Origin of the sequence: Nostoc sp. DedQUE08, assembly GCF_034530895.1 — a bacterium.
Classification (GTDB): domain Bacteria; phylum Cyanobacteriota; class Cyanobacteriia; order Cyanobacteriales; family Nostocaceae; genus Nostoc.
Window position 1 is genome coordinate 70,072 of the sequence record NZ_JAVRCD010000022.1, and the last position, 18,208, is coordinate 88,279.

At 40.6% G+C, this 18,208-nt stretch carries 20 protein-coding genes; 14 read left to right on the forward strand and 6 right to left on the reverse strand.

Features of this window, described 5'->3' with window-relative positions; translation table 11 throughout:
• Window positions 1-29: 29 nt before the first annotated feature.
• From RMY64_RS16760 to RMY64_RS16770, 3 genes are all read right to left on the reverse strand, one after another.
• Window positions 30-710 carry a response regulator transcription factor gene (locus RMY64_RS16760; RefSeq protein ID WP_322700638.1) on the reverse strand — a complete coding sequence of 227 codons (681 nt, stop codon included), beginning with the start codon at window positions 708-710 and terminating at the stop codon, window positions 30-32.
• Window positions 711-746: 36 nt separating this feature from the next.
• A complete protein-coding gene (locus tag RMY64_RS16765; protein WP_322700639.1) occupies window positions 747-1,868 on the reverse strand; it encodes a HAMP domain-containing sensor histidine kinase in 1,122 nt (373 codons plus the stop codon).
• Between the two features lie 404 nt (window positions 1,869-2,272).
• Window positions 2,273-2,521 carry a hypothetical protein gene (locus RMY64_RS16770; protein ID WP_322700640.1) on the reverse strand — a complete coding sequence of 83 codons (249 nt, stop codon included), beginning with the start codon at window positions 2,519-2,521 and terminating at the stop codon, window positions 2,273-2,275.
• Window positions 2,522-2,682: 161 nt separating this feature from the next.
• Here RMY64_RS16770 and RMY64_RS16775 point away from each other — a divergent pair, with 161 nt between their 5' ends.
• From RMY64_RS16775 to RMY64_RS16820, 10 genes are all read left to right on the forward strand, one after another.
• Complete coding sequence (locus RMY64_RS16775; protein ID WP_322700641.1) at window positions 2,683-3,522, forward strand: Pvc16 family protein; 840 nt, start codon at window positions 2,683-2,685, stop codon at window positions 3,520-3,522.
• Between the two features lie 30 nt (window positions 3,523-3,552).
• Window positions 3,553-5,214, forward strand: coding sequence for a phage tail sheath family protein (locus RMY64_RS16780; RefSeq protein ID WP_322686408.1), 1,662 nt, complete (start codon window positions 3,553-3,555; stop codon window positions 5,212-5,214).
• Window positions 5,215-5,422: 208 nt separating this feature from the next.
• Window positions 5,423-5,878, forward strand: coding sequence for a phage tail protein (locus tag RMY64_RS16785; protein ID WP_094331970.1), 456 nt, complete (start codon window positions 5,423-5,425; stop codon window positions 5,876-5,878).
• Window positions 5,879-6,099: 221 nt separating this feature from the next.
• Entirely contained in the window at window positions 6,100-6,594 is a 495-nt protein-coding gene (locus RMY64_RS16790; RefSeq protein WP_322700642.1) for a phage tail protein, read from the forward strand.
• An 11-nt stretch (window positions 6,595-6,605) separates the two neighbouring features.
• A complete protein-coding gene (locus RMY64_RS16795; protein ID WP_181931614.1) occupies window positions 6,606-6,953 on the forward strand; it encodes a hypothetical protein in 348 nt (115 codons plus the stop codon).
• 35 nt (window positions 6,954-6,988) lie between these two features.
• A complete protein-coding gene (locus tag RMY64_RS16800; RefSeq protein WP_322700643.1) occupies window positions 6,989-7,381 on the forward strand; it encodes a hypothetical protein in 393 nt (130 codons plus the stop codon).
• Window positions 7,371-7,754, forward strand: a complete 384-nt coding sequence (locus RMY64_RS16805) for a hypothetical protein (protein WP_094347971.1) — start codon at window positions 7,371-7,373, stop codon at window positions 7,752-7,754. The genes RMY64_RS16800 and RMY64_RS16805 overlap by 11 nt, the downstream gene beginning before the upstream one ends.
• Window positions 7,697-7,900: a DUF6760 family protein gene (locus RMY64_RS16810; RefSeq protein ID WP_322700644.1), complete on the forward strand. Its 204-nt coding sequence runs from the start codon at window positions 7,697-7,699 to the stop codon at window positions 7,898-7,900. The genes RMY64_RS16805 and RMY64_RS16810 overlap by 58 nt, the downstream gene beginning before the upstream one ends.
• The gene (locus RMY64_RS16815; RefSeq protein WP_322700645.1) at window positions 7,897-9,999 is read left to right on the forward strand and encodes an FHA domain-containing protein; all 2,103 of its coding nucleotides are present in this window, start codon (window positions 7,897-7,899) and stop codon (window positions 9,997-9,999) included. Before RMY64_RS16810 ends, RMY64_RS16815 begins: the two co-directional genes overlap by 4 nt.
• A 193-nt stretch (window positions 10,000-10,192) precedes the next feature.
• Window positions 10,193-12,373, forward strand: coding sequence for a CHASE2 domain-containing serine/threonine-protein kinase (locus tag RMY64_RS16820; RefSeq protein WP_322700646.1), 2,181 nt, complete (start codon window positions 10,193-10,195; stop codon window positions 12,371-12,373).
• A 136-nt stretch (window positions 12,374-12,509) separates the two neighbouring features.
• Here the strand turns inward: RMY64_RS16820 and RMY64_RS16825 are convergent, their stop codons facing one another.
• Entirely contained in the window at window positions 12,510-12,962 is a 453-nt protein-coding gene (locus RMY64_RS16825) for an Hsp20/alpha crystallin family protein (protein ID WP_322700647.1), read from the reverse strand.
• Window positions 12,963-13,352: 390 nt separating this feature from the next.
• On the opposite strand from RMY64_RS16825, the gene RMY64_RS16830 reads away from it, so the two are divergent.
• The 3 genes from RMY64_RS16830 (at window position 13,353) to RMY64_RS16840 (ending at window position 15,193) form a co-directional block, all read left to right on the forward strand.
• Window positions 13,353-13,580 (forward strand): hypothetical protein, encoded by a 228-nt coding sequence (locus tag RMY64_RS16830; protein ID WP_322670333.1) that lies wholly within the window; start codon window positions 13,353-13,355, stop codon window positions 13,578-13,580.
• Window positions 13,581-13,723: 143 nt separating this feature from the next.
• Complete coding sequence (locus RMY64_RS16835) at window positions 13,724-14,077, forward strand: hypothetical protein (RefSeq protein WP_322690723.1); 354 nt, start codon at window positions 13,724-13,726, stop codon at window positions 14,075-14,077.
• Window positions 14,078-14,470: 393 nt separating this feature from the next.
• A complete protein-coding gene (locus RMY64_RS16840) occupies window positions 14,471-15,193 on the forward strand; it encodes a hypothetical protein (RefSeq protein ID WP_322690724.1) in 723 nt (240 codons plus the stop codon).
• Between the two features lie 336 nt (window positions 15,194-15,529).
• Here RMY64_RS16840 and RMY64_RS16845 read toward each other — a convergent pair whose 3' ends face one another.
• Window positions 15,530-15,982, reverse strand: coding sequence for an Hsp20/alpha crystallin family protein (locus tag RMY64_RS16845; protein ID WP_322686403.1), 453 nt, complete (start codon window positions 15,980-15,982; stop codon window positions 15,530-15,532).
• A 678-nt stretch (window positions 15,983-16,660) separates the two neighbouring features.
• Here RMY64_RS16845 and RMY64_RS16850 point away from each other — a divergent pair.
• Entirely contained in the window at window positions 16,661-17,155 is a 495-nt protein-coding gene (locus tag RMY64_RS16850; RefSeq protein WP_322686402.1) for a hypothetical protein, read from the forward strand.
• A gap of 390 nt (window positions 17,156-17,545) precedes the next feature.
• On the opposite strand, the gene RMY64_RS16855 is transcribed toward RMY64_RS16850, so the two are convergent.
• A complete protein-coding gene (locus RMY64_RS16855) occupies window positions 17,546-18,169 on the reverse strand; it encodes a hypothetical protein (RefSeq protein ID WP_322700648.1) in 624 nt (207 codons plus the stop codon).
• Between the last annotated feature and the right edge of the window lie 39 nt (window positions 18,170-18,208).

The window sequence follows — 18,208 nt, forward strand, 5'->3', positions numbered from 1 at the left end:
GTGAATTGCGCCGACTACTTCCGTCGCGCTCAAGCGTGAACTAATCCTAACTTGAGGGCAGCCACAATCGCTTGAGTCCGGCTAGTAACCTTCAATTTTTCAAAAATACTGGTGAGATGCGCCTTAACAGTAGCAACTGTTACATATAAATGTTTAGCGATTTCTTCATTAGAAGCACCTTGAGTTAACCAGTATAAAACCTCTTGCTCTCTTTCGGTTAAATGCACCTCATGACACGCTTTTACACAAGAATCTGAATAAGCCTGAAAAAACCGGAAAAATCGACTAGCAACTTCTGAAGGTAGATAAATTTCTGACCTAGTTACAGTGTCAATAGCTTCACACAATTGGGTTGCTAAACGATTTTTAAACACATAACCTGCGGCTCCCGCTTGCATCGCTCTAAAAATCCAGTCGTCTTCTTGATGAGCCGACAATACTAAAACTTTGCCACTGTAAGCAGCTTCTTTAAGACGTGCCAGAACTGTAATTCCATCACATCCTTTCAATTGCATATCCAGCAAAATTAAATCTGGACACTTCTGAGTTGTAAACTTTAAAACCTGCTCAACAGAATCTGCATCGCCAATCACTTCTACAGGTAACGCAGAATTAATACTATAAAAATTTAGGAGAGTACGTAACCCTTGACGAAAGCGTTCTTCGTCATCTACGAGTAAAACCGAAAGTTTATTATTATCATTAGCCATATCTTTAATTACGAATTACGAATTACGAATTATAAATTAATTTACGCTCCTTGAACGAGGTAAAATCATTGAAAATTGTGCCCCGCTTTCTGATAAAACTTGTGCCCAGATACTTCCTTGATGATCCAAAATGATTTTTTTAGCAATAGTTAAACCCAGTCCTGTACCTCCTTTACGTCGGGAATAGAATGGAGTAAATATTTTTTGTAAGTCTTCTTGAGACAATCCTGGCCCTCGATCGGAGATTTTAATTAAAACTTCATCTTGAAAAATTTGCCAGCTACAGGTAATAGTTCCTGAATCAGGGCTGAAATGAACGGCATTACTGAGGATATTATCAAAAACTTGTTTCATTTGTAATTTGTCTATTTTCAATATTGTCGATGTATCGGGAATCGATATTTTAAGTTTTTTTTGATTAATTAGAGGTTGTAAATTTGTGATACTTTCAACCACTAAACTTCTTAAATCTTGAAGTGTTACCCTTAATTTTGCACTTTGACCGCAATCAATCAGTTCATTTAAATTAGTATCTAAGTCTTGTATACTTTCGCCGATGATTGTTGCTTGCTCTTGCCAAGGGCTATCCTCTAAACCTAAGCATAAATTATGTGCATACAATCCTATAAGTCCTAGAGAGTTACGCAATTGATGACCTACTCGATGCAGGATATCTTCTAGGAGTTTAATTTCAGTTTTTTGTCTGCCATAGTCCAAGGAAATATCTACATACTTACTCAGCAGCATAGCAGAGCGTTTTACATATAGTTGTAAACTCGGTGAGAGAGGTTCATGAGTAATGATTTGAATATATTCAATTTTCTGATTTCTATAAGATATGGGGCAAATATAAGAAATAGATGAAAAGTCCTTAAGCTTAAATTCATGTAAATTCAAAACAGGCGGAAAATCTGTCAGCCATGCTTCCAAACGCAAATAAGCTAAAGTTTTTGGAGAAAAAGGAGTTTGGTCTTGACCATAATTTATAACTTCTTGATTAGTTCTCAATAATGGATCGTGATAGACAATCCGAGCAAATAAAATTGGATATTGACTAGTTAATTGCTCAGACTCAAGCTGACAAAAGCTTTGGATGTCTGAGGAATTCAAATAATTAGAGCCATTGTCTAGTTTTTGTACAGAAAAGCCTAGTGTCATAGCTTCACTCGCTTTTTGCAACCAAATGTTTTTACTTTTCTGCTGACCAGTATAAAATTATGCAGTCTCAGCAATGTTTATTTTTTTGTTAAGTTATCTTTTGGGATAATTCATCTAAATAATTATTAAGGTTTGTATTTACACGTGTATCAAACTAACTTTGCTGTGTAAAGAAGTTTGTAGTAAAAACTTTAGTCCTGATGTTAAGCACTGAAATGCTTACTACTTACCTAAGCTTTCGTTAGCTTAATAGACTACTTAGGATGTCTTTTCAGCCATTAGTCTCAAGTTAAGATGAAATCACTGGGGTCAATTAGTATAGCTAGGGACACTTCGGCAAGCTCAGTGCATCGCTGGGGACTGGATGAAAAGTCTTTTTGTCTTTAGGTTTTATCCTCCTCAAATTAAAATTGAACAAAAATAATAATCGGCTGCCTGAATTCAATAAACGGCTGCCCGAATTCAATAAACAACACCCCAAATTCGATGAACGACTGCCCGAATTCAATAAACAACACCCCGAATTCGATGAACGACTGCCCGAATTCAATAAACAACTGCCCGAATTCGATGAATATACCTTTGACATTTGGGCTAACTTGACACCAATGCTTTTCAACCCACCCCACAAGAAAAAAATATAGTGCGTCCAATTAAGAACTGCTCCAGATTAATCTACAAACTGAAGTTGCTGCTTTACGGATTCTTAACCAAATACCCGATTTAAAAAATATCGACAAAAGTCTAATTAACTTTAGAAGCCCGATACATATACTGTAGAGGCATCTGGATTAGCTACCAGCAGAACACCTTCATGCTTATCTTCGTTCTTCAAACTTTAGCCGAAATTCTCGCTGGAGGAACCTCACTTACCAGTACAGAGCAAATTGACTTTAGCCATCCTGGTAATCGTAGGGAAGAGGGAGCAGGGCCGACTCTCAATTTATATATTTTTGATATACGTGAGAGTAAGCAGGTACAACATTCTGGCAGGCAAGTAGAACGCAAGCTAACACGCGCTCTACAACCTGCTACTGTAAATTGGGCACCCGCTTGGTTTGATGTTTCGCTGCTATTAACAGCCTGGGATAGAACAGCTTTAGGTGAGCATCACTTTATTAGTGAGGCGTTGACTGTGCTGTTGCGCCATCGCACCTTGGAAGAGGAGTTTTTAGTTCCTGAATTGCGGGGCTATGGTAATTTGAACATGACAGTTGCCTTAGAGCCGCCAATTGAGATTGGCTCTTTATGGAGCGCTCTCAATGTGCCATTGCGTTCAGCCTTATATTTGACAGTTACAATACCCTTCGAGCCACAACCTACTCCAGTACCTTTGGTTTGGGAGCGAATTTTCAATTTGCGAAATCAATTGTCTCGCGATAGTGACAGTCTAGTATTAACCAGGCGAGTTGCGATCGCAGGTATTGTCAAAAGTGCGGTGACAAATCTGCCGTTGGTAGCGACAGAAGTGGCTGTGAGGGGAACTGAAAAATCCATATTAACCACTAAAGAAGGGCTGTTCTTTTTTGAAGACCTTCATTTAGGTAATTATGTTTTGACTCTGAATCATCCGGGCTATCTACCTCAAAACGTCAATGCATTGGTAGATAACCAAAGTAATACTTTCAAAGAAATATTTCTAACTCCTGAATAATTAGATTTTTACTGACTTGGAGAAACTTTCATGGCTAGACTTGATTACTTTGCTCCTGGTGTTTACATCGAAGAAATTGACCGGGGTAGCCGACCAATTGAAGGTGTTAGCACAGCAGTTGCCGGATTTGTAGGCTTTACAGAAGACGTTCGCGGTGGGGCTGAATTATATAAGCCCATGCTAGTAACCACTTGGACGCAATACTTAAACTACTTTGCCCGTCTCAACTCTGATGGCTTCACCGACTTCAACGCCTATTTACCCTTTTCAGTCTACGGCTACTTTATGAATGGTGGCGGTCGTTGCTGGGTAACAAGCATTGGGACTCAGTTACCAAACGCACCCAGACCCGCAACTCCAGAACCGGCTACCCTCAGAATCAACTCTAGAGGTAATCGTCCAGCCCTCCGCTTTACTTTGCGTGCTGAACAAGCATCAGGCGGATTAGTAAATCTTGTAATTATTGATGGTTCACCGCGTGCCCTACCTGAAGGTACTGAAGGAGAAGCACCTCCAAATACGGGCGAGTATTTCACCATCCAAATTCGTCGGGGTGATGAGCTTCTAGAGGAATACGAGAACTTGACAATGAACCGCGAACCTGCTGCTCAAGCAGCGACTTATGCGGTGACGGCATTAAGAAATTCGATGTACATCACCGTAGAAGACATAACTCAAAGCGGACAGCCTTTAGCTCGTCGTCCGGTCAATGGTCAATATGAACTAGCGCCACCCATTGTTGCTGCCACACCCGATAGATTTTCGCAAAATTTAGAAGGGGTTCGAGACGATCGCACCGGGGTACGCGGTATCTTTGAAGTTGATGAAATCACAATGCTGGCCTGTCCTGATGTGATGCGGGCTTATCAAGAGCAGATACTTAATTTAGATCAAGTCCACGGCATCATCGAACTGATGATTAGTATGTGCGAGGGTTCTGCCAGTGGCGATATTCCCAATCCGCCCAACCGCATGGTTGTACTTGATGCGCCACCGGATGCCGTCAAACCGCAGCAAGTAGTGGAATGGTTGAATAGATTTAACCGTCGTTCCATGTTTGCGGCCCTTTATTATCCTTGGATTAAAGTACCTAATCCACGCGATCGCGGTAATCCAATTTTAGTACCTCCTTGTGGCCATGTGATGGGTGTTTGGGCCCGCACCGACGAAACCAGAGGAGTTTACAAAGCCCCAGCAAATGAAGTTCCCAGAGGCGTAATTGGTTTGGGCTATGACACAAACTTCCGCGAACAAGAACTATTAAATCCCTTGGGGATAAATTGTATTCGCAGCTTCCCCAATCGAGGTATCCGCATTTGGGGCGCACGCACTTTAGTTGAGCCAGATAAAACAGAGTGGCGTTACATCAGTGTGCGTAGATTAATTAGTTATATCGAAAAATCCCTAGAATTGGGAACTCAGTGGGTAGTTTTTGAACCGAACGACCAAGATTTATGGGCGCGTGTTACCCGTACTGTCAGTAACTTCTTAGAACGTATCTGGCGTGAAGGTGCATTATTTGGGGCATCTCCAGCCCAAGCATTCTATGTCAAGTGCGACGAAGAATTGAACCCACCAGAAACCAGAATTTTAGGACGTTTATATATTGAAGTCGGAGTTTGTCCCGTAAGACCGGCTGAATTTGTTGTTTTCCGCATCAGCCAATGGAATGGCATTGAAGATAGCGAATAGGGCATTGGGCATTGGGCATGGGGCATTGGGCATTGGGCATTGGGCATTGGGCATTGGGCATTGGGCATTGGGCATTGGGGAAAGAATTCTTATAACTCCTAACTTCTAACTCCTAACTCCTAACTCCTAACTCCTAACTCCTAACTCCTAACTCCTAACTCCCAAATCCCCATTTCAAAATTAATTACACACAAAGGAGTCTAAAAGTATGGCAGGCGAATTTTTAACCTCTTGTAAGTTTTACTTCGAGGCTGACGGAATTACTGATAAATTTATCAAAGAAATTAGCGGACTAGGCGTTGAAAATACACCAGCGCAAGAAGTTCACGGTTCATCTAAAGGCGCTAAACTAATGCGTCAAGCTACACCAACTGTTGTTAAATTTACCAACATTACAGTAAAAGTCATCGCCACTGATGATATAGACCTGTATAAATGGTATCAAGACTGTAACGAAGACATGGGAGACCCTCGCAAGTGGGCACAGAATCGTAAGACTGGTTCGGTGGTTGCTTATGACCAACAAGGCTCAGAAAAAGCACGGTGGAACATTGTCAATTGCTATCCCTGTAAATACACTGGGCCTACCTTAACAGCCTCTGGTGGTGATATGGCAAATGAGACTGTTGAATTGGTTCACGAAGGAATTAAACGAATCAAATAATTAGCTTATGCAGTAATTAAGGTTTGGGAGTTTAAGTTGCATAGCCTCTACAGGCAGAACGCTTTGTGTCGGAGTCTGTTTTGCAAAGTTGCTCCTCTTGGGAGACCCCATCGCTTTTAGCGTCTCCCCTTGGGAGAAGACCGCACTTTGCGCTAAATCTCCGTCACAAAACGTAATTACGAATTACGAATTACGAATTACGAATTACGAATTATTTAACAGTGGTACAATCCGCAAGCCGAATTCCAGAAGTTTTGACAGCCCATCGGTTCTATTTAGAACTGACATTAGAAGGTCAAAACGATGCCAATTGTTTCTTTTTGGAGTGTCAAGGCTTTAAAAGAACACAAGAGGTTATTGAAATTACTGAAGTCACTTCTCAAACCTGGGGTACAAAAGGGCAATCAAAAGGTCAGGTGGTGAGAACTAAGCTTCCTAGCAATCCCAAGAGTGGTAATCTCATTCTGCGTAGAGGTACCACCAACTCTATGGATTTTTGGAAGTGGTTTGAAAAAGTCCAACAGGGTAATTGGTCACAGCAACGTAGACTTGTTGCTTTGTCTATTTATAATCAGGCAAATCAAGAAGTAGCTAGATTTGAGTTAGCCGGTGCTTGGCCTGCAAGTTACAAGATTGCCGATGTCAACGCCCGCAGCCATGACATTGAAATTGAGGAGGTGGAGGTTGCTTTTGAGGAATTTAAACGCGTGAAATAATTAGGAGAATTATGTTTCCCACAGAGTTTGAATTTACACTGCCAAAGGGGTATCTAGACTCTGAAGGCAACCTCCATCGCAAAGGTGTAATGCGGTTATCAACGGCGATAGACGAGATTGCACCTTTGCGTGACCCACGTGTTAAAGCTAATCCCGTTTATGCCACAATTATTATCTTGGCACGAGTGATTACCCACTTGGGTGCTTTATCAGAAGTTACTCCTGCAATCGTGGAAAACTTTTTTTCCCAAGATTTAAATTACCTCCAAGATTTTTACCGTCGAATCAATGGCTTGGAAGGCGAAACTTCCATACCAGAAGATACAGTAAATTCTCCCGAAGCACTTCTTCATAATTGAATTGAGCATGGGGCATAGGGCATGGGGCATTGGGAGTGGGGAGCAGGGGGCAGGGGGAAAAGTTCCAAGCTACGTCTGCAAGTATCAAAGGCTCATTAAAGGAGTTCAAAGACTCATTAATGAGTATCAAAGGCTCATTAAAGGAGTTCAAAGGCTCATTAAAGGAGTTTAAAGACTCATTAATGAGTATCAAAGGCTCATTAAAGGAGTTCAAAGCCTCATTAATGAGTATCAAAGGCTCATTAAAGGAGTTCAAAGACTCATTAGCCTCGTTCCCAGCCTTCAGGCTGGGAATGTATTCCCAGAGGTTCTACCTCTTATCAACAAAGAGGAGGCTCCGCCTCCCAGAATGGATTCCCAGCCTTCAGGCTAGGAACCAGTCAGAGACTCATACCCAATGCCCAAATTCAATAACCTATGCGCCGTAAAAAGGATACTCTCTGCACAGAATTTGCTTTCACTCTTCCTAGAGGATTGAGTGATGGCGAACAACGAGTACATCGTCATGGGGTGATGCGTTTAGCCACCGCTAAAGATGAAATTTTGGTGCAACAAGAGCGCAAAGTTCAAGAAAATCCGGCTTACGGTGTTTTGGTAATGCTGGCACGGGTTATTACTCGCTTGGGCAGTTTCAATTCTGTTAGTCCTGATTTACTCGAAGGACTTCTCCTACATGACATTGCCTATCTTCGAGAATTTTACAATCGAATCAATCAACAAGGCAATGTACACATTCCGACACAATGTCCCCACTGCAATACTCAATTTTCGGTGGAGCTAGAACTAGCGGGGGAGTCGTAAGCTACCCCTCTGATACTTTATATGAGGAGGTAGCTTTTATTGCTTATCATTTCCACTGGTCACAAGATGATATTTTAAATTTAGAACACACTACCCGTCAGCGCTGGGTGGCAGAAATCAATAAAATTAACCAAAAATTAATATGAAAGTAAAAGTTAGCTACTCACCAAATTTAAGTGAAGTCAATGAAGTAGACCTTACCACAGAAACTCCAACGAGAGGAGAATGGATAATAGGCCGTTCTCCTGATTCTGATTTAATCCTAGACAGCCCTGATATCAGTCGGGTACATGCTAAGTTTTTTGTTAAAAGTGGAAATTACTACTTCTCTGACCTTGGTAGTAGAAATGGCTCAATAGTTAATGGGAAACAGGCTGAAAAAGATCGACCATATTCTTTGAGTGATGGAGATATTATTCGGATTGCAGATTATGTTTTGATTTTGGAGGCAGTTGCTCCCGTTTATGAGCAACCAGAGACAGTCTTTAGGATTATAGATCCTTCACTGTTTTCTCGATCGCGATCGCCTGAAAATGTCAGCGCTGCCAATGTTGTTAATCCAGCCGCAGAGGTAGTTAGCGAAGTTCCACCGCCAATTAGTTCCGGAGTAGAAGCACCCCCCGCCTTAGAAATCAGCGAAATCTCAGAAGTTGTTTCGACTCAACCTGATGATGTCATCCCTGTTGTTGAGACACCAGAAGCAGTTAGCGAAGTTCCACACGATGTTCGTGATGAAATTGTTGATTTGCGGACATTAGTTACACCAGAAGTCAGCGCCGATAGTGAGGAAGTCGAAGTTCCAGAAGTCAGCGAAGCCTCAGAAGTTTCTTTGACTGAACCTGATAACGCCATAGCTGCACCTGAAAACATCATTGAAACTCCTGAAGAGGAAAGTATTCTTCCAGAAGCTAGCCACGATGAGGCTGTAGATTTTGAAGCAGCACTGGCGACAGAATCTACTTTCGTACAACAGCGTGATATAAGTGCTACTCCAGACACTACCTATGACGAGGATGCAGAGTTAGAGGCAGCACTAGCAGCAGAAGTTACCTTCGTACAGCTACGTGATATTTTCAACGAAGTTCCTGTACAAAGCGCCACTCCAGAAACTACCTACAATGAAAATGCAGAGTTGGAGGCAGCACTAGCAGCAGAAGTTACCTCCGTCCAGCCGCGCGATATTTTCCACCATGTATCTGAGGAGGAAAGCGACATTCCCGAAACTACTCACGATGAAGTAGTGAATTTGGATACGCCAGTAGTAGAAGAAACCAGTGAAGTTGTTGAAAACGAAGAGATTCAGCCACAAGCAGGAGAGGAGCAGAGCCAAGTTACACGGGATATCATTGATGAAACTACTCACGATGAAGTAGTGAATTTGGAGACGCCAGTAGTAGAAGAAACCAGTGAAGTTGTTGAAAACGAAGAGATTCAGCCACAAGCAGCAGAGGAACAGAGCCAAGTTACACGGGATATCATTGATGAAGCAATAGATTGGGATAGGTCAGTTACAGCAGCAGACAGCGCAGATGTTGACGAATTAGAACCTACTTCTGCGGCGGATGAAACCATAAGCGAAGTTTCTGAAGCATCAACTGCACCTGATGATGCCGTTGCGGAAGTTTTAAGCAATCAATACATTGATTTGAATAATGCAAGTGCTGAAGAAGTTAGTGTATATGTTGATGGTGTTGCTGCACAAATAAGTAACATTTCTGACTCAACTGATATTCCGTCTTTGGAAACAACAGAAAATGGAGCTACTGAGAGCATCAGTCAAACTATTGAAGCAATTCCTGAAGTAAAAGAAGATCGTTTTGATGAAACTCCAGAAGAAACAAATGTTAGTGAGCCTCCTCAAGCAATCATTGAAAGAAATATAGTACTGATTGCTCATGAAAGCAAGAAATCAGAACTTGCTGAGTTGGTTTTGGAACATCAGGAATTTTTCTCGCAGAGTTTTACAATTACCTGGCCATCTGTTAGTGAACTTTTACATCAGCAGGCAGGGATAACTATTAGTCAACAAACCCCCGCACCAACTTCTGGAGGATATCAAACAATTGCTTCATTGGTTGGAGCCGGAGAAATTGTAGCAGTTATTTTCCTGCGAGATTTGCTGCAACCTCAGCCTGGTCAAGCAAATGAAGAAGCATTGTTAAGATTATGCACTATTAATCAAGTTTTATTGGCTACTAATTTGGCAACGGCAGAGGCGATTGTGCATTATCTGAAACACATATAACAATTATAAATGAGTTATGAACAAAAATATCCCCGACTTCGTAAAAGTTGTCGGGGATTTGAGTCTGTTGAGGTTTACAAGTAAAATATGATGACTATATTTTTTGAAAAGTTGCAAATTGCGTAGAATAATTTCGATATTAAAAAATAATCTCAAAATATACGTATATTTTAAAGTAAAATCGATTGCAAAAATGGTTGTAAGTTTTAAAAGTTTATTTAGACAGCCAGTTATTGTTTCAAGTGCGATCGCAACACTTCTGTTAGTAGGCATTCAAAAACTGGGGGTTTTCGAGCCTCTAGAAATGAAGGTCTACGACCAAATGATGCAACTACGTGCCGACTCAGGCCCAGACACTCGTCTGTTGATTGTTGCCTTAAGTGAAAAAGATATCCAAAAATGGAATTGGCCCTTGTCTAGCGAACTTCTAGACCGACTATTAGGCAAACTTGAAGAATATCAACCGCGAGTCATTGGTTTAGATATTTTTCGTGACTTACCAGTACCGCCTGGTCATGACAAGCTACTGCAACGCCTCCAACAGAGCGATATCATCATTCCCATTTGCAAACATTCTGGTTCTAACAATCCGGGAATAGCGCCCCCAAAAGGCGTTGAAGCAGAGCGAGTAGGATTTAATGATGTCGTAGAAGATACTGATGCCACAATTCGCCGCAACCTCTTATTGGTAAGTGCAGAGGAGTCCGATTCTTGTCAAAGTACCTATTCTTTTAGCTTACAACTAGCGCTCAAATATTTAGAAGTTGGAGGCATCCAACTAGAATTTACCCCCAAAAAGGAACTACAACTACGTAATACTGTATTTAAACCCCTGCAAAGTAACGCTGGCGGCTATGAAAAAGCAGATACCAATGGCTACCAAATCCTGCTTAATTACCGTTCTGGTCATCAGGTTGCCCAGCAGATAACTATTACAGAAGTACTTGCAAATCAAGTTAAACCAGATTTAGTTAAAGACCGCATCGTTTTGATTGGTTCAACAGCCAATAGTTTAAATGATATTTTTAATACGCCCTTTGCTAGCGGTAAGTCAGATAATTCTGGCAAAATGGCTGGAATTGAAATTCATGCCCACAGCGTTAGTCAAATTCTCAGTGCTGTTCTGAACAAACAACCTCTATTTTGGTTTTTGCCTGAGTGGAGTAAAGTCCTTTGGATATGGGGATGGACTGTAGTTGGTGGGTTGCTGGTATGGCGGATTCAACATCCGCTAGGCTTAGGATTGGCAGCAGTAACAGCTCTGGCAGTATTATTTGGAGCCAATTTTGTCATTTTTAACCAAGCTGGATGGTTTCCAGTCATACCTCCGGCGTTGGGGTTAGTATTTACTGCCGGGAGTGTTCTTGCCTATAGTGCTTATCAAACCAAGCAAGAGCAAAAAGAAATTACCCAAAGGGTTCAAGAACACCAACAATTAATTCTAGAATTGCAAGGTCTTTTACGGCAGCGCGGCAACGCCTCAAATGAAGCGCCAACCGTAATTGTTGATTCCATCGGACAAGAAATTGCAATAGGCACGGTACTAAATAACCGCTACAAAATTACTCAACCCTTGGGTTCTGGAGGATTTAGCAATACTTATTTAGCTGATGATATCCAGCGTCCTGGTAATCCACAGTGTGTGGTTAAACAGTTGCGACCTCCTCGCCAAGATGCAGAATATTTAAATGTTGTCAGACGACTATTCGACGCTGAAGCAGAAATTTTAGAAACTTTGGGTAAGCACCCACAAATTCCTCAACTGCTAGCTTTTTTTGAAGAAAATCGGCAATTTTCTTTAGTGCAAGAATTTGTTCGAGGTCACGCTATGGATAAAGAGTTAGCTACTGGAAAGCGACTAAAACAAGCTGAGGTTGTGGAGATACTCAAAGAAGTTTTAAACGTGCTGGTTTTTGTTCATAGCTATGGTGTAATCCATCGAGATATCAAACCTAGTAACTTAATTAGGCGAGAATCAGACCGGCACATTGTTTTAATTGACTTTGGCGCTGTTAAGCAGATTCAACCCCAGCAGCAAGAAGCTCAGACAATTTCAATTGGCACTCCTAATTATGCACCTTCTGAACAAATGAGCGGGTTGCCAAAACTCAACAGCGATATTTATGCCTTGGGAATTATGGGAATACAAGGCTTAACTGGGGTAGAACCTAGAGAGTTTCGTAGAGATACAAATACTGGTGAAATAATTATCCAAAGCCAAGCTGATGCTAATCAACAGATTTGGCAACATTGGCGCGAATTAACTGACGCTACAGACGAGTTAGTGATGATTTTAAATAAAATGGTACATTTCGATTTCACTCAACGATATCAGTCAGCCGCAGAGGTACTTAAAAATATTGAAAGTCTTTAGTACTTTTTTATCAACGCTAAATTGCTTAGAAAAAAGCTCGGTCACTCGCATGACCAAGCTCTTAACTATTTCAATCAATCATTGCAGGTAAAGTAGTGCGTAGGCGTAGCCCGTCGTAAACATCGCAAGCAAACCATTAGTTAGCAGATTGTTCCAAATTAACCTTGACGACTTTGTTCTTTTCTTGCTCAGTTTTAGGCAGTATCAGATTCAAGATGCCATCTTTATAATCTGCCGTAACGTCAGTATTTTTAATCCGAGCCGATAGAGGAATTACGCGTTGAAATTTACCGTAATGAAACTCACTTCTGGTAACACCTTTTTCCTCTGTTTTCGTTTCGGATTTCCGCTCACCGCTAACGTAAACAGCATTTTCTGTGACTTGCACATCCAGGTCTTTAGCTTCTATTCCTAGCAGTTCTATCTTCAGATGAATCGCATCTTCAGTTTCTTGAATTTCAGCAGCAGGAACTTTACTTAAGCTTTTGTCAAACAATGCAGATGGTAGTCTGGTATCTTCAAATAAACTATTTATTTGGTGTTGTAGAGTGTCAATTTCTCTCCAAGGATTCCAACGAACTAGTGTCATAACTTTTCCTCGTCTTAGTTAGGATTGTTTAATAAATTTTGCACTTCACCTTGTGCTTACATATTCATATTATGTAGAGTTAAAGCTGCTGTAAATTCGGTTTTTGACACCAACTAATTGATGATTGCCGCACCAAATTAGATAGAAAAATTTTTACGGGTTACTCTAATTTGTCTGTTCGGTAAACCCGAATAGACAAATTAGATTCAATCATACTAAATCAATAAATCTGCTGTTGAAGGGATAACCTAGAAATACGATGCCTCAGTTGGGCTATGTCTACAACTGAGTAACAGCGTTGCATAAATTTTTAGATAACCTCAGTTAAATATATATCTGTTCAAGTTTGTCCTGAACTTAGCTCTCGATTTATTAACCAACACAACATCAATGATGAAACTCTTTCCTTGGCTTAATTTTGCACACATTGTTGATTCTAGTGTCCTACCTAGAATCGCTAGGACTCAAATAGCTACTCATGGCAAGAGTGGCACATTAATCGACACAGCTATCAAATCTAATACTTTACGCAACGATTCCACAGATATCAATTGCCTCAAAACCTTTGATAGTGCTGTTCTTGCTTATCAGATGATGGGTCTTAGCAACTTTGAATGAACCGTAGGATGCAATCACCCGAATGGGTGAGGAACAAATCAACCGTTCAGGTGAACTGGGTGCAGGAAGTTAAGACAGATAAAAAATAAGACTCTATTACTCAAGAACACTAATTGCACTTTACTATAAATAAGGATAATCCTATGAAACTCTCTATCTTGATTGATTCTGTACTCATTGTTACTTCTATTGCTTTATTGCCTAGAATCGGTGGTACTCAAATAGCTACTAACAATAGTGGCGAACCTATAGCTATCAATTCTAACAATTCATCTAACGTCAGCTACCTCAAACCTTTTGATGCTGCACAGAGTAGTCTTAGCAGTAGCGCTTTGGTATCTCAATACCAAACAGGAAACCTGACTGGATTAAATGTGGTTAAGACTGCTGTTAACCCTAAAAAGTTACCAGCACAAGCTTTGAATGATAAAGGTTATCTAAACGCTGTCAAGTTGCAGTTGACATCAGACAACAGCACTAATGATTTATCTTACTAAGTACAGACTTACAGAGGTTCGTAATGGATTTATAAAATGCTGTACTATCATTTGGTTGTTTTGACAAGAAAATGCCTAACCGAGCAGGAAAAGCTGCTGTCTCCCCCTAATCACCATCTCATTTGCAAAAATTACTTTGACCCCTCCAACACCTTGGAGGGTTTTTAGTTGGTACTACGGTTGCTACTTGCTCCAGCATCGTCTCATGCACAGTAGCACTAGAATGCTTTATGCCCCTACAACGGCGTGACTCATCACACTTTTAGAAAAAAGGGACGGGTCATAAATTATTTACTGTTCTATCAAATTAACGTTGTTAAGTTACTCAGCAGGTGTAGTTTTCACCTCCAGGCTGTGTTAGATATTGTGACGCGAAACAGGAGTATAGATACGTTGCTAAAGCTTTCTCCCGAATCTCCTCTATTTATTGTATTAATCATTATTAGTTTTCTAGTAGTAACTTTGTCAACTTGGTTATCATCCAAACCATTCATTTTAAAACCATTTGGAGTTAATGATATTGTCCAGTTACTCACATTACAATTATTTATTTCTTTGTTATTAGAGCGTTCTTTAGAAGTTTTTATAACTACTTGGCGTGGCCCATTTGTCGAACAATTAGATATTAATATTGAGCAAAAAAAGGCTCTACTGTCTGAAAAGATAAGACTTATGGAAGTTCAACAGAAGCAATTATTAGAATCTAATCAAATCAGCGGACTCCCGCCAGAAGGAATGAGTTTAGAACAGCAAATCATCCAAAATTTTACACAGAACCAACAAGAACCATTAAAAATTTTCCAGCCACAAATGGATGATATCAATGAAAAAGAGCGCCAAAAAACAGCCTATAAATCTGATACACGAACAATTGCTCTATGGACATCTCTTTTATTCGGTCTTTTAATGAGCGCAATAGGTATTCGCTCAATCGAACCACTTGTAGTTATTGATTTAGATAATCCCATACAAGTAATTATTTTCCGTTGTTTAGATGCATTGCTGACAGGAGGTTTAATTGCCGGAGGTAGTGAGGGAATTCATAAGCTTATAAAAGTTTTTATCGATTTTATGGAAGCTACATCTAAACAAATCAAAAATCAAGGCTCGTCTTGATGAAACTCTCAATGCAGGAGAAGATTGCAAATATTATGAAAACTATAGTAATATCTATTCTGTTTATTTCTAACTATTTTTCCACTTGGAATTTTGATAATAAAATTGACTCAGATATATAAAACTGGTCGCAAAATCACAGGGAATTTCAAGCAAAGAATAGAAATTGGATGAATGTAAATTCAGTACCAGTACAGCGACTGCGCCAATTTTTAGAACAAAAGAGAGCGACACTGAGCAGTACCTTAAAGTGGAGATCGCATACAAAAAAGCCCAGTCATTTCTAACTGGGCTTTTAGCTATCTCAATCAATTATTGAAAGTGAGTAGTTTCGCACTATGCAGCAGGTTGTTCTAGATTAACCTTGACAACTTTGTTCTTTTCTTGCTCGGTTTTAGGCAGTGTCAAATTCAAGATACCGTCTTTATAATCTGCGGTGACATTGGTATTTTGAACCCTAGCAGATAAAGGAATTACACGCTGGAACTTGCCGTAATAAAATTCACTCTTGGTAATACCCTTGTCTTGGGTTTTAGTTTCAGATTTGCGCTCACCGCTAATGTGAACAGCGTCTTGGGTGACTTGAATATCTAAATCTTTAGCTTCCAGTCCTGGCAGTTCTAGCTTGAGATGAATCGCATCATCAGTTTCGTGCAACTCAGCAGCCGGAACTCTGACAAAGCCTTTTTCAAGCCGTGCAGATGGGACTCTGGTATCTCCTAATAAGCCGTTGATGTGACGTTCTAAAGCGTTCAATTCTTGCCAGGGGTTGTAACGAACTAGTACCATAACTCTTTCTCGGAAAAATTCAGCTATTGTTTAATCGTTTTTGCACTTGGTTTTGTGCTTATGTATTCATAATAAGTATGGTTCCAACTCCTGTAAATTCGGTAATCATCACCTAATTAAATGATGATTACCGCACTTAATTAGACCTAAAAAAAGATTACGGTTTACTCTAATTTATTAGTTCGGTAAACCAGAATAAGAATTTTTAATATCAATAATCAACTACCTAATCTGCTGTTAAAGGAGATATGCAGTCAGGCGATCGCTTATATTTCTAAAACAACATCCAAGCTCTACTCGCCTCACCATCGCACTATTCAATCAGCATTTCGATTTAGTCATCGGGAAACTACCAAGATGAAATACTCTCTACATCTTTGCAACTGCATTGAATACAAGTAACATCAAATGCTGAATTCATCCACTCATAACCGCAAGCACGACAATGACAGAAAATATTATTGCGATTGGGGTGTGGTCATTGTGCAGGAACTCACGGGAGAATAAATAAACTATTGCGCCGTGGTATTCCTAAAACTTTAGACTAGAATCCCCTAATCTAAAGGCAAGGGTGTTGACAAAGGATTTATGATTTTTGGCTGATCTCACCTGATAATTCAGGTTTTATAATTAAAGTTAAAGGGCTTAGAGTATTAAGCATAAATGAGGTTAAAAGCTGTGAAGAAAATAGTTGTTGCTGCAATATTTAGCTTAATCGCTGGCTCAACGTCTTTACTTTTTCCCCAAGCCGCTAAAGCTGATAGGGTTGTTTACTGTCGTCCTGTTATTGATAATAGGGTACTCAACTCGTCGGCTAACCATCCCAATGCTTATACAAATGGTTTTCGAGAAGGACAACAAAGCGCTCGGAATAGAGAAACTTATAAACCTCGGACTGCGGGAGGCGAATTCGCTCGTGGTTTTCAGGATGGTTATTTGAATCTACCTTATGCTGGGCAAGAGAATGTTGTACCTAGAACAATTGTGCAACATACTACTCAGATTTGTGATGATGATTACACCGTAGCGCCTTCTCCTGTTTACATCTACAACCCTTATCCCATCTATGTGTCGCCCTATCCTACTTATGGCATCAACTTCGGATTTGGAAGAGGGTTCCACTTCGGATTTGGCGGAGGGTTCCACGGATGGGGGCACCATCGAAGATGGTAGGGGTGGGAAATTTCGTCAAAGAAAGTTTTCTGCGCTGAAGGATACTTTGTATTCACCCTCGGAAGTAATCAGGGAAAAATTGGAGAGTATATCTGAAATGCGATCGCCCTTAGTTTTTAAAGACAAGCGATCGCACTGACAGCAGCTTTTAAGCAAACGTGAGTAGCGTCTCGAAGATCGGAAAACTCAAGAGCGTAGTTTATCGCTCTCTGCATAACACTGCGCGGCAGTTGCTTCTCCCAAGGAGAGACGCTGCGCGAACAAGTTTCTTAACCGCAAGGGCGCACTGCCTTGTCTTTGTGGTTCGTTTATTTGGATAATTTATTTCTTGGAAATCCCTTATTTAATCCTCATTCCTTACCGCATAAAAGTTGAATTATCTAGATGAGATTAGTCAATGAGTTGTGGGGTGGGAATTTGCGTATCAATATCCGCTTGGGAAAAAGTAGGGAGCAACCAGCTACTCTCACCCGCCTTGAATACTTTGGCAGGTTCAACATTCAATTCAATTGCACCAGTAGCTGGATTGGTTCTAGCAAGAGACTGTGTGCCATCGACAAACTTAACGGCGATAGGTTGGGTCAGTTGTTGTGGTTGAGCGTTTGGCCCTAAAACCACTTGAGAACCTGCGGGTAAGTACATACCATCGCAATCCCAATCATCATCGGTGATTGTTCCTGCGCCCAGAAAGTAGAGTTGGGTTGGAATTTTTTTTGGTTTATTGGCATAGACAGCCAAAGTCTTTCCAGTTTCATTGCGGCACTGCGCCCGCTTTCTAGCTGTTTCTATGACATTTTTCTGAGATTGCAATTGTGCTAGTCGCTGCTGGAATTGCTCAGGTGTATAGCCAGCTTGCTCAGGTGTATTCTTGACAGTTAGAAGTTGATTGAGTGCCTGAGTTACCTCAGCATAGTCAGCCCCCTTAGTGAAATCCTTACCTGCCCAAGAGGGTTGAGCAATTAACAGATTCACCATCAATACGAGAGCGACAAGAACAAGTTTGAGAAACAGCATACATTTCTCCTTTTTTTGAAATTAGTGTTTAGTACCACT

What these genes read in the sequence shown, in the direction of transcription:
- RMY64_RS16760 (WP_322700638.1), bottom strand. Translation starts at nt 710, where the DNA reads ATGGCTAATGATAATAATAAACTTTCGGTTTTACTCGTAGATGACGAA.
- RMY64_RS16765 (WP_322700639.1), bottom strand. Translation starts at nt 1,868, where the DNA reads ATGACACTAGGCTTTTCTGTACAAAAACTAGACAATGGCTCTAATTAT.
- RMY64_RS16775 (WP_322700641.1), top strand. Translation starts at nt 2,683, where the DNA reads ATGCTTATCTTCGTTCTTCAAACTTTAGCCGAAATTCTCGCTGGAGGA.
- RMY64_RS16780 (WP_322686408.1), top strand. Translation starts at nt 3,553, where the DNA reads ATGGCTAGACTTGATTACTTTGCTCCTGGTGTTTACATCGAAGAAATT.
- RMY64_RS16785 (WP_094331970.1), top strand. Translation starts at nt 5,423, where the DNA reads ATGGCAGGCGAATTTTTAACCTCTTGTAAGTTTTACTTCGAGGCTGAC.
- RMY64_RS16795 (WP_181931614.1), top strand. Translation starts at nt 6,606, where the DNA reads ATGTTTCCCACAGAGTTTGAATTTACACTGCCAAAGGGGTATCTAGAC.
- RMY64_RS16805 (WP_094347971.1), top strand. Translation starts at nt 7,371, where the DNA reads ATGCGCCGTAAAAAGGATACTCTCTGCACAGAATTTGCTTTCACTCTT.
- RMY64_RS16810 (WP_322700644.1), top strand. Translation starts at nt 7,697, where the DNA reads ATGTCCCCACTGCAATACTCAATTTTCGGTGGAGCTAGAACTAGCGGG.
- RMY64_RS16815 (WP_322700645.1), top strand. Translation starts at nt 7,897, where the DNA reads ATGAAAGTAAAAGTTAGCTACTCACCAAATTTAAGTGAAGTCAATGAA.
- RMY64_RS16820 (WP_322700646.1), top strand. Translation starts at nt 10,193, where the DNA reads ATGGTTGTAAGTTTTAAAAGTTTATTTAGACAGCCAGTTATTGTTTCA.
- RMY64_RS16825 (WP_322700647.1), bottom strand. Translation starts at nt 12,962, where the DNA reads ATGACACTAGTTCGTTGGAATCCTTGGAGAGAAATTGACACTCTACAA.
- RMY64_RS16830 (WP_322670333.1), top strand. Translation starts at nt 13,353, where the DNA reads ATGATGAAACTCTTTCCTTGGCTTAATTTTGCACACATTGTTGATTCT.
- RMY64_RS16835 (WP_322690723.1), top strand. Translation starts at nt 13,724, where the DNA reads ATGAAACTCTCTATCTTGATTGATTCTGTACTCATTGTTACTTCTATT.
- RMY64_RS16845 (WP_322686403.1), bottom strand. Translation starts at nt 15,982, where the DNA reads ATGGTACTAGTTCGTTACAACCCCTGGCAAGAATTGAACGCTTTAGAA.
- RMY64_RS16855 (WP_322700648.1), bottom strand. Translation starts at nt 18,169, where the DNA reads ATGCTGTTTCTCAAACTTGTTCTTGTCGCTCTCGTATTGATGGTGAAT.